Annotated in this window: 10 protein-coding genes and 1 pseudogene; 7 read left to right on the plus strand and 4 right to left on the minus strand. The window is 69.1% G+C overall.

What is annotated here, in order from left to right; genetic code table 11:
• Window positions 1–24 precede the first annotated feature (24 nt).
• Window positions 25–1533 (plus strand): leucyl aminopeptidase, encoded by a 1509-nt coding sequence (locus FB475_RS35635; protein WP_141862775.1) that lies wholly within the window; start codon window positions 25–27, stop codon window positions 1531–1533.
• Here FB475_RS35635 and FB475_RS38250 read toward each other — a convergent pair.
• Both FB475_RS38250 and FB475_RS35645 read right to left on the minus strand, forming a co-directional pair.
• A complete protein-coding gene (locus FB475_RS38250; protein WP_272952124.1) occupies window positions 1522–1962 on the minus strand; it encodes a cupin domain-containing protein in 441 nt (146 codons plus the stop codon). The two genes, FB475_RS35635 and FB475_RS38250, sit on opposite strands and share 12 nt — an antisense overlap.
• Window positions 1848–2162 carry a hypothetical protein gene (locus FB475_RS35645; RefSeq protein WP_141862777.1) on the minus strand — a complete coding sequence of 105 codons (315 nt, stop codon included), beginning with the start codon at window positions 2160–2162 and terminating at the stop codon, window positions 1848–1850. The genes FB475_RS38250 and FB475_RS35645 overlap by 115 nt, the downstream gene beginning before the upstream one ends.
• 183 nt (window positions 2163–2345) lie before the next feature.
• On the opposite strand from FB475_RS35645, the gene lpdA reads away from it, so the two are divergent.
• From lpdA to FB475_RS38510, 5 genes and pseudogenes are all read left to right on the plus strand, one after another.
• A complete protein-coding gene (lpdA, locus tag FB475_RS35650) occupies window positions 2346–3725 on the plus strand; it encodes a dihydrolipoyl dehydrogenase (protein ID WP_141862779.1) in 1380 nt (459 codons plus the stop codon).
• 221 nt (window positions 3726–3946) lie between these two features.
• A complete protein-coding gene (gene sucB / locus FB475_RS35655) occupies window positions 3947–5926 on the plus strand; it encodes a 2-oxoglutarate dehydrogenase, E2 component, dihydrolipoamide succinyltransferase (protein ID WP_141862780.1) in 1980 nt (659 codons plus the stop codon).
• 85 nt (window positions 5927–6011) lie between these two features.
• Entirely contained in the window at window positions 6012–6899 is an 888-nt protein-coding gene (locus tag FB475_RS35660; protein WP_141862782.1) for a TIGR01777 family oxidoreductase, read from the plus strand.
• Window positions 6900–7025: 126 nt separating this feature from the next.
• A pseudogene (locus tag FB475_RS35665) lies at window positions 7026–7963 on the plus strand (integrase core domain-containing protein); the annotation flags it as partial.
• A 125-nt stretch (window positions 7964–8088) separates the two neighbouring features.
• The gene (locus FB475_RS38510) at window positions 8089–8271 is read left to right on the plus strand and encodes a hypothetical protein (protein ID WP_420359242.1); all 183 of its coding nucleotides are present in this window, start codon (window positions 8089–8091) and stop codon (window positions 8269–8271) included.
• A 178-nt stretch (window positions 8272–8449) separates the two neighbouring features.
• Here FB475_RS38510 and FB475_RS35670 read toward each other — a convergent pair whose 3' ends face one another.
• Window positions 8450–9154, minus strand: coding sequence for a DUF4386 family protein (locus FB475_RS35670; protein ID WP_202878695.1), 705 nt, complete (start codon window positions 9152–9154; stop codon window positions 8450–8452).
• Window positions 9155–9461: 307 nt separating this feature from the next.
• Here FB475_RS35670 and FB475_RS35675 point away from each other — a divergent pair, with 307 nt between their 5' ends.
• Window positions 9462–11873 carry an HNH endonuclease signature motif containing protein gene (locus FB475_RS35675; protein ID WP_141862786.1) on the plus strand — a complete coding sequence of 804 codons (2412 nt, stop codon included), beginning with the start codon at window positions 9462–9464 and terminating at the stop codon, window positions 11871–11873.
• A gap of 94 nt (window positions 11874–11967) precedes the next feature.
• Here the strand turns inward: FB475_RS35675 and FB475_RS37985 are convergent, their stop codons facing one another.
• Entirely contained in the window at window positions 11968–12357 is a 390-nt protein-coding gene (locus FB475_RS37985) for a hypothetical protein (protein WP_141862788.1), read from the minus strand.
• Between the last annotated feature and the right edge of the window lie 1548 nt (window positions 12358–13905).

Raw genomic sequence — 13905 nt, forward strand, 5'->3', positions numbered from 1 at the left:
TGGTCAAGGAGGACTGAGGATTTCGTGACCACCATCACCCTGAGCAAGTCCGATGCCGCCGGCGTCAAGACCGACGCCGTGGTCATCGGCGTGGTCAAACTCGGCGGCGGCGTGACCCTGCCGGCCGGCACCGAGTCGCTGAACGCCGCGTACGGCGGGAAGCTGGTGGAGGTGCTGTCCGGACTGGGCGCCACCGGCAAGGCCGACGAGGTGACGAAGGTGCCCGGGCCGAGTCTGAACAAGCCGGGCAAGTCCCCCACGCTGATCGCGGTCGGCCTCGGTCCGGCCCCCGACGGCGCGCTGAAGACCGAGGACCTGCGCGCGGCGGCCGGCACCGGGGTGCGCGCGACCAAGACCTCGCAATCGGTCGCGTTCGCGCTGCCGACGCCGGATGCAGAGTGCGTCCGCGCCGTCGCCGAAGGCGCATTGCTGGGCCGCTACGCGTTCACGGCGTACAAGTCCTCGTCCTCGGACCGCTCCGAGGCGCCGGGCAACCTGACCGTGTTGACCGACCTCGCGCGGAACAAGGACGCCAAGGCCGCGCTCGAGCGCGCCCAGGTCACCGCCGACGCGGTCGCGCAGGTGCGCGACTGGGTGAACACCCCGCCGTCCGACCTTCACCCGGTCGAGTTCGCCGCCGACGCGGTCAAGCTCAGCAAGGAGTACGGCGTCAAGGTCGAGGTGCTCGACGAGAAGGCCCTGGCCAAGGGCGGGTACGGCGGCATCCTGGGCGTCGGCCAGGGCTCGGCGAACCCGCCGCGGCTGGTCCGGCTGTCGTACACGCCGAAGAAGCCGGTCACGCACCTGGCGTTCGTCGGAAAGGGCATCACGTTCGACTCGGGCGGTCTGTCGCTGAAGACGTCGACCGGCATGGTGAGCATGAAGTCCGACATGGCCGGCGCGGCCGCGGTGATCGGCGCGACGCTGGCGATCGCGCGGCTCGGCCTGCCGGTGCAGGTGACGACGTACGCGGCGATGGCCGAGAACATGCCGTCCGGTTCCGCGGCCCGGCCGTCCGACGTACTGACGATGTACGGCGGCAAGACCGTCGAGGTGCTGAACACCGACGCCGAGGGCCGGCTGGTGCTCGGCGACGCGCTGGTCCGGGCGTCCGAGGACGGACCCGACCTGATCGTCGACGTGGCCACGCTGACCGGCGCCTGCGTCGTTGCCCTGGGCACCAAGGTCGCCGGTGCCTTCGGCAACACCGACTCCGCCCGCGACCGGGTCGTCGACGCGGCGATCGCGGCCGGTGAGTCGATGTGGCCGCTGCCGATCCCGGCCGAGATGCTCGACAAGCTGAAGTCACACTCGAAGGTCGCGGACCTGGCCAACATCACCGGCGAGCCGTGGGGCGGCGCCCTCGCCGCGGCCGCGTTCCTCGGCGACTTCGTTGCTGATGGCATCGATTGGGTGCACCTGGACGTGGCCGGGCCGGCCTTCAACGACGGCGGCGCGTCCGGCTACACCCCGAACGGCGGCACCGGCTATGCGGTCCGCACCCTGATCGAACTGGCCGCCTCAGCCAGCTGAGTAACGGATCTCCAGCATCACGCAGCCGGTCCCGGTCGTGTAGGGACCGTGCGGCATCCCCGGCGGCCGGCAGGCGTAGTCGCCGGGGCGGAACGTCCGCTGGAGGGTGAGATCGGTCAGCTCCCCCTCCAGCAGGTACACCTCTTCGACGTACTCATGGCGAATGACTTCGGCGCCCGACGTGGTTCCGGGCGCCCACCGCGCAATCCGCGTCAGCATCCCGTCGGGGCCGCGACTGAGCACCCGCTCCGAGATCCCATCGCCCGCGTCCGCCCACTCGACGGTTGCGGCGGCGAAGAACTCCTGCTCGCCTTTCAGCGGCCGTTCTTCTTCATCCGGGCGTTGTACTCGCGCATCCGGGGCGGGTAGCCGACCACGGCGGCGTCGTACGACGGGATGCCGAGGCGGTTCGCGAAGTCGTGCGCCCACTTGACCGACGGGACCCGCCGACGGGTCCACTCGCCGTCGATCGCGACCAGCAGCAGGGTGTAGTCGGTGACCGCCGTCTTCGGCTCGACGAAACCCTCGACGCCCTGGCGGCTCTGGGCGAACTCCTGCAGGTGCGCCTGGTCCGGGGCGTCCGCCCGGCGCATCGTTCCGGCCTTCTGCCGGCGACCGAACCACTTCATGACGACAGTGTCCACTATCTGTGCAAGTCGGGGCCGGAATCCTGGATAACGGTTGCGGCCGGCAGCCACCGGCACGTCGGAACCGGCCCGCGCGTGGATCCGGGCGTCATCGGTGAAAGGATGGCGGCGGGCGGAGCCCGCGATCCGGGACCGCCTGCTTCGACCGGACCCACGGAGGAACCTGTGACAGATGCTGGTACGACGTACGACCTGGTGATTCTCGGCGGCGGCAGCGGTGGCTACGCCGCCGGACTGCGTGCCGCGACGCTCGGCCTGTCCGTGGCGCTGATCGAGAAGGACAAGGTCGGCGGGACCTGTCTGCACCGCGGCTGCATCCCGACCAAGGCGCTGCTGCACGCCGCCGAGGTCGCGGACTCGGCCCGCGACGGCGAGCAGTTCGGTGTCCGGACGACGCTCGAGGGTGTCGACATGGGCGGCGTCAACAAGTACAAGGACAGCGTCGTCGACCGGCTGTTCAAGGGTCTGCAGGGTCAGTTGAAGGCGCGCGGCATCACCGTGATCGAGGGCGAGGGGCGGCTGACCTCGGCGACCACGGTCCAGGTCGGCGACACGACGTACACCGGGCGCAACGTCATCCTTGCCTCCGGCTCCTACTCGCGCTCCCTCCCGGGCCTGGAGATCGACGGGCACCGGGTGATCGCGAGCGAGCACGCGCTGACGCTCGATCGCGTCCCGGAGTCGGCCGTCGTCCTGGGTGGCGGCGTGATCGGCGTCGAGTTCGCGTCCGCGTGGACCTCGTTCGGGACCCGCGTAACGATCGTCGAGGCGCTGCCGCGGCTGGTCCCGGCCGAGGACGCGGACTGCTCGAAGACGCTCGAGCGCGCGTTCCGGAAGCGGAAGATCGCCTTCAAGACCGGTACGCCGTTCGAATCCGTCTCGGTGACGGACTCCGGCGTACAGGTCCGGGTCGCGGGCGGCGAGGTCATCGAGGCCGAAGTACTGCTGGTCGCGGTCGGTCGTGGGCCGAACACCGCCGGCCTCGGGTACGAGGAGGTCGGCGTCGCGCTGGACCGCGGCTTCGTGACCGTCGACGAGACGCTGCAGACCAGCGTCCCGGGCGTGTACGCGGTCGGCGACATCGTGCCGGGACTGCAGCTCGCGCACCGCGGGTTCCAGCAGGGCATCTTCGTCGCCGAGCACATCGCCGGGCTGTCGCCGACGCCGATCGACGAATCCGGCATCCCGCGGGTGACGTACTCCGAGCCCGAGGTCGCCTCGGTCGGACTGACCGAGGAGCAGGCGCGTTCCCGGTACGGCGACGTCGAGGTGCTGAACTACAACCTCGGCGGCAACGGTAAGTCGCAGATCCTGAAGACCGCCGGCTTCGTGAAGCTGGTCCGTGCCCGCGACGGCGCCGTCGTCGGCCTGCACATGGTCGGCTCGCGCGTCGGCGAGCTGATCGGCGAGGCGCAGCTGATCTACAACTGGGAGGCGTACCCGGCCGACGTCGCGCCGCTCGTGCACGCGCACCCCACCCAGAACGAGGCCCTCGGCGAGGCCCACCTCGCGCTGGCCGGAAAACCTTTGCACTTCCATGACTGACCCTGCTGGTTCACCCCAGTAGGTTTGGGGCGTGTCCCGGAACGCTGCGCCTACCACGCGCCGCCGCGACCAGGTGCTCGGCGGCGCGTGGTAGGCGCAGAATTCCAGGACACCCCCGCGGCTGCGGGAACGCGATCGGGACGCCGTGACCCGGATCCCGTTCGTTCCGGCGGCACCGTAGGCTGACACTCGACCGATCAGACGAAGGAGCAACGACCGTCATGCCGACCTCTGTATCCCTGCCGGCCCTCGGGGAGAGCGTCACCGAAGGAACCGTCACCCGCTGGCTCAAGCAGGTCGGTGACACGGTTGCCGTCGACGAGCCCCTGCTGGAGGTGTCGACCGACAAGGTCGACACCGAGATCCCGAGCCCCGTCGCCGGCACCCTGCTGGAGATCAAGGCCGCCGAAGACGAAACCGTAGAGGTAGGCGCCGAACTAGCAGTAATCGGCGACGCCGGCGAAGCCCCCTCCACACCCCCCGCCAACGACGCCCAACCCGCGGAAACCGAGTCCGCCCAGGCCCCGTCTGACCAGGCCCAGTCCACCCAGGCCCCGGCCCCCGACCAGGCCGCCCAAGCTGCCCCCGCCGCCCAGGCCGCGCCAGCCGCCCCCCAGTCCTCCGGCGAGGCTTCCTCCACTCCTTCCGCGGCCGCCGCCGACTCGACCCAAACAGAGTCCCCGGCCGCCCAGGCAAACGCTCCCCAGGCAGCATCCGGCACCCCCGTCACCCTCCCGGCGCTGGGCGAGAGCGTCACCGAAGGCACCGTCACCCGCTGGCTCAAGCAGGTAGGCGACGACGTAGCCGTCGACGAGCCGCTCCTAGAGGTCTCGACCGACAAGGTCGACACCGAGATCCCCAGCCCGATCGCCGGCAAGCTCCTCGAGATCAAGGTCGCCGAAGACGAAACCGTAGAGGTAGGCGCCGAACTAGCCATCGTCGGCTCCGGCGACGCACCCCCAGCCGCCGCCCCCGCCGCTCCCGCAGCCCCGGCCGAGTCCGCTCCCGCCGAGTCCGCCCCGGCCCCGCAAGCCTCCGCTCCGGCCGCAGCCCCGGCCCCCCAGGCCGCCCCAGCTCAGGCCCCCGCCCCGCAGACCGCCCCGGCCGCCACGCCCGCCCCCGCCGCCGCACCTGCTCCGCAGGCTGCCCCGGCCCCGCAAGCCGCACCGGCTCCGCAGGCTGCACCGGCCCCGCAGGCTGCACCCGCTCCGTCGGCTGCACCGGCTGCCGCTCCCGCCGTACAAACCCCGTCGCCGAACGGCGCCGCCTCCGACGGCCCGAACTACGTCACCCCGCTCGTCCGCAAGCTCGCCGCCGAGCACGACGTCGACCTGAACTCCGTACAGGGCACCGGTGTCGGCGGCCGCATCCGCAAGCAGGACGTGATCACCGCCGCCGAGGCGAAGAAGGCCGCCGCCGCTGCCGCACCTGCTCCGGCCGCCGCCTCGGCGCCCGCCGCCGCGGCCGCGAAGTCCCCGGAGATCAGCCCGCTGCGCGGTACCACCGAGAAGATGAGCCGGATCCGCAAGGCGATCGCCGCGCACATGGTGAACAGCCTCAAGGTCTCGGCCCAGCTGACCACGGTCGTCGAGGTGGACGTCACCGAGATCGCGAAGCTGCGGAACAAGAAGAAGGCCGAGTTCGAGGCCCGCGAGGGCGTCAAGCTGTCCTTCCTCCCGTTCTTCGCCCTCGCCGCGGTCGACGCGCTCAAGCAGTACCCGAAGCTCAACGCCTCGATCGACGAGGAGAAGGGCGAGATCACGTACCACGCCGCCGAGCACCTCGGCATCGCCGTGGACGTCGAGCGCGGTCTGATGGTCCCGGTCGTGCACAACGCCGGCGACCTGAACATCGCCGGCCTGGCGAAGAAGATCGCCGACCTCGCCGACCGCACCCGCAACAACAAGGTGCTGCCGGACGAGATGGCGGGCGGTACGTTCACGATCACCAACACCGGTAGCCGGGGCGCGCTGTTCGACACCCCGATCCTGAACCAGCCGCAGGTCGGCATGCTCGGGACCGGTGCCGTGGTGAAGCGCCCGGTCGTCATCACCCACCCGGAGCTCGGCGAGACGATCGCCATCCGTCAGATGGTGTACCTGGCGCTGACCTACGACCACCGTCTGGTCGACGGCGCCGACGCGGCCCGCTACCTGACGGCCGTGAAGCAGCGCCTCGAAGAGGCCCAGTTCGACGTCTGATCCGATCGGCCAACGGCGCCGGTGCCTGTCTCCCCGCGGGACGGTCACCGGCGCCTTCGCTTTCTCGACAAGGAGCTCGTACGGGATGAAATACGTGCTGGCCGGCGCCTCCGGCTTCCTCGGCAAGGCCCTCGCCCGCGACCTGGTTGCCGAAGGCCACCAAGTGCTGCGGCTGGTACGGCGTACGCCGTCAACGCCCGACGAGATCCGCTGGGATCCGGCGCGCGGCGACCTGGACCCGTCGGCGCTCGGTGATCCCGACGTACTGGTCAACCTGGCCGGCGCGAACATCGGCCGCCCGTGGACACCGACGTACCGCCTGCAGATCCGCGAGAGCCGCGTCGCCACCACGTCGACCCTGGCAGCCGCCGCGACCCAACTCGACCGCCGCCCGGTATTGATCACGCAGAGCGGCATCGGCGGATACGGCACGGACCTTGGTGACCGCATCCTCACCGAAGACTCCGACCTCGGTGACGGCTTCCTTGCCGATGTAGTACGCCTGTGGGAGGGCGCACTCGAGCCCGCTCGCGCCGCCGGCAGCCGAGTTGCCGCGCTCCGCACAGGCGTCGTCCTCGACCGCGGCGCACCCGCGTTCCAACTCCTGTCGCTCCCCTTCCGCCTCGGTCTCGGCGGCCGCCTGGGATCGGGCACCCAGTACTTCCCGGTCGTCTCCCTCACCGACTGGACCCGAGCGGTCCGCCACGTAGCCGAGACCGAAGCCTTGAGCGGCCCGGTGAACATTGCCCTGCCCGCCCCAGCCACCAACAGCGAATTCACAGAGGCCCTGGCCACTGCCCTGCACCGTCCCTCGGCAATTCCGGTCCCCGCACCGCTGATGAAGCTCGCGCTCGGCGAGTTCGCCTGGGAACTGCTGGGCAGCAAGCGAGCCCTCCCAACCCGCCTCCAGTCCACTGGCTTCACCTTCCACCACCCCACAATCCCCACCGCCCTCTCCGCCGCCCTCGCTTAGGTGTTATGTCTCAGGACATCGGTGACGGTTCTGCCTTGAGACATCGGTGACGCTTTCGGGGTTGTTGGTGGTGACATTTCGGTGAGTCGGCGGGGTCGATGATGCCTGGGCCGGTCGACTGCGCGGGTGTCGAAGAACGAGCTTGTTGATCCTCGTGTCAGTCTCGCGATCACGCAGTGGCCGTGTGATGCGCCTCGTGGGGCGGTGACGACGTTCTGTGCCGAGCATGGCATCTCGCGTAAGACGTTCTACGAGATCCGGCGGCGCACCCTGGCTGAGGGGCCTGCGGCGGCGTTGGAACCGAAGTCGCGGCGGCCGCGGTCGAGCCCGTCGAAGCTGGCCGATGAGGTCAAGCAGCAGGCGATCGGGGTCCGGGCCGCGCTCGAGCAGTCCGGGCTGGACTTCGGTCCGATCAGCGTGCACGACAAGATGCACGCGATGGGCCTGGAGACGGTGCCTTCGGTCGCGTCGCTGGCCCGGATCTTCCGCCAAGCAGGCATCGCGCGGCTGGAACCGAGGAAGAAACCCAGGGCCGCGTGGCGTCGGTTCGTGTATCCGGCCCCGAACGCCTGCTGGCAAGTCGACGCCACCGAGTATGTGCTCACCCGTGGCCGCAGATGCGTGATCTTCCAGCTCATCGACGACCACTCCCGCTACGCGGTCGCCTCCCACGTCGCGTGGGGCGAGACCTCCGAGGCGGCGATCGCCGTGTTCGACAAGGCGTGGCCGCCCATGGCGTGCCCCAGCGGCTGCTGTCCGACAACGGGTCCGCGCTCAACCCCTCGCGCCGTGGAATCCTGGGCCAGCTCGTCGTCCACCTGATGGCCCTGGGCGTCGAGCCGATCACCGGCAAGCCCTACAAACCAACCACCCAGGGCAAGAACGAACGCTTCCATCAAACCCTGTTCCGCTACCTCGACAAGCAGCCACTGGCCGCCGACCTGGCGCAGTTACAGGCCCAGGTCGACACCTTCGACCACCTCTACAACACCCAGCGTCCCCACCAAGGACTGCCCGGCCGCGTCACACCCTTGAGCGCCTGGCAGGCCACCGCGAAGACCGAGGCACCCCACCCCACCCGCGACCTGTTCCACCGACCCCTCAGCCCACCCCGACCCACCCGGACACCGGTGCCTACAGACCTGCCCAACGGCACCATCGTCAAGAACTCGCCGCCAACGGCGTCTTCATGCTGAACGAGGTCCAGTACATGGTCGACGGGCGACAAGGCTTCCAGCAGGTCCTCGTCATCACCGCCGGCGACAAGATCACCGTCGCCGACCTCGACGGCGAAATCCTCATCGAACACACCAGACCCGCACCCGGAATCACCTACGTCGGCAACGGCCACCACCTCCGCGACCCACCCTGAACCGTCACCAATGTCCTGACACATCGGTGACGCTTCAGGGGCACTCGGTGGTGACGCTTCTTCGGCCCGGCGTGCAAGGCATGTCCTTCCGGATCTGGCCGATGAGCGGTCGTGTCACTTCGGTCGCCCAGATTGACGCAATCTTTGTATCGGGGCTGCCGCGTGGCGGGAACAGTTCCTAGGCAGCGCCGACCTTCCTGGGCGTCAGAACCAGCCGTACCCCGGTCACCAGCAGCCACACGAGCCAGGCGGCGTAGCCGAGTAGCCCCACGAACAGGATCGGCGAGCCGTCAGCGATCGCGAGGTTGGCCACCCCGGCGGCGATCGCCAGGCTTCCCCCGGCCACGCCGAGCACACGCTGCCACGGCGCTGCCAGCCGACTCGCATGCGCCGCCAGCGCAGCGCCGATGAAGGTGGTGCCGAGCGCCGACAGCGCCAGAGCGAATGCTCCTGCATGCAGCTGCCAGACGAGCTTGAACAGCGGGCTCGGCTCGGCGAGACCGCCGGCGGACAATACGACTCCGTTCCACAGCACGGCGTAGAGCGCGAAGACCGCCGCGAGAGTCGCGCCCGCGGCCACCGCGAGGCGCGACCAGTCGGCGCCCGCACCCCCGCGACGCCCGACCAGCCCGTGGAGACCGGTCACGAACACGAGCAGCAGCGGCAGGTTCAGCGCCTCTGAGCCGACCGCGATCGCGACCACGTCCCGGTTCTGCTGGTGCCAGGCGAGCACCTTCTCGATCGGGTCGCCGTAGCCGGGCGGATGGGTCCAGACGAACACAGCATTCTGAACGACTAACGACGCTACCAACGCGATCGCCGCCGCGCCCACGACCCGCTCCCCGAACGCCGGGGTCGGCGCCGTCAGCGAAACCTTGTTCACGGCCACAGCATGCGCTTGTGTAGCCGCAATCATCAACGCGGATCACCCCGATCTACGCCCTGACCCACCCTGGCGCTGCTGTGGCGCTACTAAACGCTGACTCGGGAAACGCACTCATCTGCCGCTGAGCGAGCGCGTCCGGTCAGGCCGAGCAGATGCCGTGGTTGGCCATGAGTGTCACCGATGTCATGAGAGATCGAGTGTCACCGATGTCCTGATGCAGAACTGTCACCCATGTCCCGAGACATCACACCGCCCTCGCTTAGGTCAACTTGGATCAATCGAACACATGTTCTAATATAGACGCATGATGGCGACGATGACCAATCGGGCTCCTGGGCGATCCACGCTCGGCGACTCCTACCTGCCGTCTGACGAGATGTACGACGACGTGTGGGATCCGGACCTGCACGACGAACTGCCGCCGATGTCGCGCGTCGAGGCGTTCGAGTGGCAGGAATGGGCCGGCGTCGAACAGGACGAGGCCGAACGCGTCATGCTGCGCCTGAAGGCGCCGGCCTGGGTGTTCCTGCCGCCGGGCGCCGAACTGGCCGCGGCCCTGGAGGAGCTGCGTCCGCAGTGCGAGTCGCCGGTCGCGTTGATCGAGGCGATGAAAGCCGCGGCCCGGATCGAATCCTGGGCCGCAGCGATCAAGAACGCCGTCATGGCTTCGTTCGTCCGCCAGCGCAAGGCTCAGGCGAGCGAGATCCCGCGCCCCACGCAGATCGACTCCTCCGGCCGCCCCATCGACCCCGAACGATCCTGGGCCGCCGAAATCGCCGCCGCGCTACATCTGGCGCCCACCACCGCGAGCCGCCACATCGAGACCGCGCTGCACCTGACGAGCACTCTGACTGCCACTCACACCGCACTCCGCTGTGGCGCACTGACACTGTCCAAGGCTCTGGCCATCTCCGAAGCCACTCGCTCGCTACCCACCGATGCGGCTCGCGCCGTCGAGGCTCACGTCCTCCGTCGCGCCCCAGGCCAGACTCACAAAAACCTGAACACCTCACTCCGCCGCCAGGTCGCCAAGCACACCACCACCCAGGACGCCGACAACCATCGCGCCGCCCTCGCAGACCGAACCTGCAAGATCGTCCCCCTTCCAGACGGCATGGCGGGCCTCTGGGTCGTACACACCGCCCCCAAAATCCAGCAAATGTGGATAGTCATCCAAGCCATGGCCGACCTCTCCAAACGCCCCACCCCACCCAACACCGCAACCCGCCCGGAGAACAGCTCACCCCCGCCACCTGAACGGCCCCCATCGCGCACCCACGTCAACGGCCACGGCTACCCCGCACGCCCCACACGCCCCCAACCAACCGAAGCCACCCCCAAGCCCGAAACGACCCCGCCCACCGAACACGCCGCCTCACCCACACACGCCACACCAACCTCCTCAACGCGCCAGCGGCAATCGCCCAGAAACCCCGACGACACCAGTCAGGCCATGGACGCCATCGACGCCTTGGACGCCGAGGAATCCATGCAGGCCGCGCACGCTGTAGACGCCAGGCACGCCGGAAACGCCACGCGGGCCGGGAACGCCTGCGATGCCGACAACGCCGGGGAGGCGGGGCAGGCCCGGAACGCCGGACACACAAGGGACGCCAGGCAGGCTGGGCACATCGGGCAGGCCGAGCGCATCGGGCACATCGGGGGCACCACGCATGGCGAGAACGGCGGCGAAGTCGAAAACGCCGGAAAGGCCGAGCGGGCTGGGAACGCTACGCGGGACGAGAACGCCTGGGATGCCGACAACCCCGGTGAGGCGGGACACGCCCGGAACGCCGAAGACGCCGGGGAGGCCCGGGACGCCGACGAATCAACGGGATCGAGTGACTGGGTCGGATCGGCCGAGTCTGATCGGAATGTGCGCCTGGCGCCGCAGCGCCGTGCCGATGTGATCGCCGACCTGTTCGAACACATGCTGCACAACGGACTCGACTGGCTCGGCCGGCGACTCCCTGATCAGCACCGCCGACGTCCGCACATCGAGGTCCTCGTCCCGATCACCACCCTGTTAGGAGTGGACGACGAGCCCTGTGAACTGACCGGCTACGGCCCCATCCCAGCGGAGATGGCACGCCACATCGCCACCGACGGCACCTGGCGCAGGCTCCTCACTGATCCCACGAGCGGCGCAGTACTCGAAGCATCAACCACCCGTCACGATCCCGGCGCACTCGTCACCGAAACTCTCCTCGCCCGCCACCCGGTCTGCGCCTGGCCAGGCTGCGATCGCATCTCCCGCGAATGCGACCGCGACCACGCGATCCCGTTCGCACGGTCTGGGCAAACAACCCTCACCGGCATGATTCCGTACTGCGAATACCACCACGTCATCAAAGACACCCCTACCTGGGGCTGGAACGCCACACCCCACCCCGACGGTTCAATCACCCTCACAACGCCCACAGGCCACCGCTACACCACCGTCCCGCCTGCCCGAGGCCCGATCGCTCACACTCCAACACCGCCTCCACCCCAACCTTCCCCAAGCCCAACAGGCGATCCAGCCTCCAAAGACCCGCGACCCACCCCGGGAGCACCCCATGCGCACGCACCTGCCAAGACCCAGCCATCCGGACCAGCGGAACCACAGATCAGCACTGCCCACCTCCTATGCGAGCAAGCGCCCCCGCCACCATCCGCACCATCGCCCGCGCAAATACCCTCACGCCAACCGATGGCCGGCCCACCACCGTTCTAGGACAGCGCAAACCTGACCACTTCACGGACTGTTGCCCTGGCCACGCTCGAAGACAATTCCGTCACCGCAACGGGCACGCCACTCAGCTGAAGCGTCAGGCCCGGGTGATTGTGGTGATGCGCCAGGGCCCGCTGGGTGGGGTGGTTGTGCTCGTTGGGTTGTTGGTCAGGGTGATCAGGCGGGTGGTTCGAGGGCCTTGTGGGAGTGGGGTTTTGGTGCCGCTGTGATCGACGACTTCGCCGCCAGTCAGTTGGTCGGTGGTTCTGAGGGTGATGGTGGTGCGGGTATGACGGGTGATGGTGATGCTGTCGATCGTGATTCGGAGGCCTTGAACGCGGACGTTCTGCTGGCGGTACTCCGACATCAGCGCACGGTCGGCAGTCCACGGTGAACTGCCCGGTATGTAGATGTTGCTGAGCGCATCCAAGTTCAGCGTCCAAAACGCCTGCGAACGTTGCGCATCCAGCGCCTGCAACGTCCGCACCCACGGCGCTGTCTCTGCGGAGTGGCTCGCAGGTTCACCCGGCGAACGCACACCCTCGCTTGACGACCGCGTCGGCCGCACCGGTTGAGTCGGCCCCGCTTGGGTCGGGCTCACAGACCGCGTCGCGCCAGCAGATGTCGGCTGCACCGCCCCCGGCGAAGAGGGCAGCCCGGACGACGGTACGGAGCTACCTGCGGACGTCGGCCCGGAGGTGGGTGGTGCCGATTGTCCTGCAGACGTTGGCGCGGACGTGGGCGATGACGAGTGTCCCGTCGACGCCGGCGCGGAGCTGGGCTGAGTGGAGTTCCCCGCGGACGACGGTGCAGAATTCGGTTCTATCGAGCTTCCTGCGGACGGCGGCTCAGACGTCGGTCCCGTCGTGTCGCCGGCAGAAGGCGGCACCGACGTCGGGTGCACCGAGGCGCCGGAGGTCTCTGGCGAGTCGATCGGTTCTGACTGTGCCGTCGGCGACGTGTCGAGGGTGCGAATGGTGGCGATTCCGAGGGCGAGCACGATGATCGCACCAACGGCTACCGCGGCGAGGATCCCGTACGCCGGATGCGCAAACCGACCGAACGTGCGACCGCCGACAACAGCTCGCCCACGACGCCCGAAGCCGCGACCATGAGCTGTACCCCGCCGTACCCGGCGCCAAGGCGGCCCGCTGAACCGACGTTCCACGAGCCGTACCCGACGCAGGCCGAACCAGCTGAGCCGACCGCCTCCACGCCGCCCTCTGCTCCTACCGAATCGGCTGAACCGCCCGTCGCCACGCCGGGTCCGGTGACGACGGCGCTGGGTCGAACGGCGCTGGGTCGAACGGCGCGCATCGTGCCGGAGCCGCTGCGGATGAAGTCCGCCGGACCTTTCCTTGCCCCCGCGGACCGTGGCTGCTCCGCCGAAGCCAGGTGTGGATGATCGCTCACGACTGGGGTGCTGACGTTCTCCGTGTGCGGAGTGATCGTGTGCACCGAGCGGCGCGTCGCTACCAACGGACAAGTCCTCACCGACATGTACGTCGCGCCGATCACGTGCACTGCGAACGCCATGCAGGGTCTCAGGATCAACTGCACTGCTGGGATCGTCCCCGTGCGGGTGAACCCGCCCGTGCGGAGGAACTTGGCCGTTGACGGGAGGCTCGGTGGGCGCGGAGATCTTCGCGGTCGGTGGGAGTTGGGTGGTGTGAGTGCCGCGGGTTGTTTGGATGGTTCGGATTGTGGTGCCGGTGGGGGACTTTGTGCGGCGGGTGGCTCGTGGGCGGAGTGCCGGTCCGTTCGAGGGTGGGACTGGTTCGAGGGTGTTGCGTTCGGGCGCGCTGCTGGCGTGAGTCGCGTTGTCGTCGTGAGTCTCGCTGACATCGCCTGGCGTGGGCTCACCGCGGGGTGGACTGTGATCGCCCCGTGCCTTGACGTTGCCGGTCGCGGTTGCCACGCGAGGCACGGTGGTGTCGCGTGGCGCGGTGACGTCCGTCGCAGCCCGGTCCGTGGCTGCGTGGTCATCCCGAGGCGAAATGGCGTCGGCCGGCGCGTGGGCGTCGCGGGACGCGTG

It is taken from the genome of Kribbella jejuensis (assembly GCF_006715085.1).
Classification (GTDB): domain Bacteria; phylum Actinomycetota; class Actinomycetes; order Propionibacteriales; family Kribbellaceae; genus Kribbella; species Kribbella jejuensis.

Coding starts and splice junctions, on each gene's coding strand:
- FB475_RS35645 (WP_141862777.1), bottom strand. CDS start 2,162: ATGAAGTGGTTCGGTCGCCGGCAGAAGGCCGGAACGATGCGCCGGGCG.
- sucB (WP_141862780.1), top strand. CDS start 3,947: ATGCCGACCTCTGTATCCCTGCCGGCCCTCGGGGAGAGCGTCACCGAA.
- FB475_RS35660 (WP_141862782.1), top strand. CDS start 6,012: ATGAAATACGTGCTGGCCGGCGCCTCCGGCTTCCTCGGCAAGGCCCTC.
- FB475_RS38510 (WP_420359242.1), top strand. CDS start 8,089: ATGCTGAACGAGGTCCAGTACATGGTCGACGGGCGACAAGGCTTCCAG.
- FB475_RS35675 (WP_141862786.1), top strand. CDS start 9,462: ATGATGGCGACGATGACCAATCGGGCTCCTGGGCGATCCACGCTCGGC.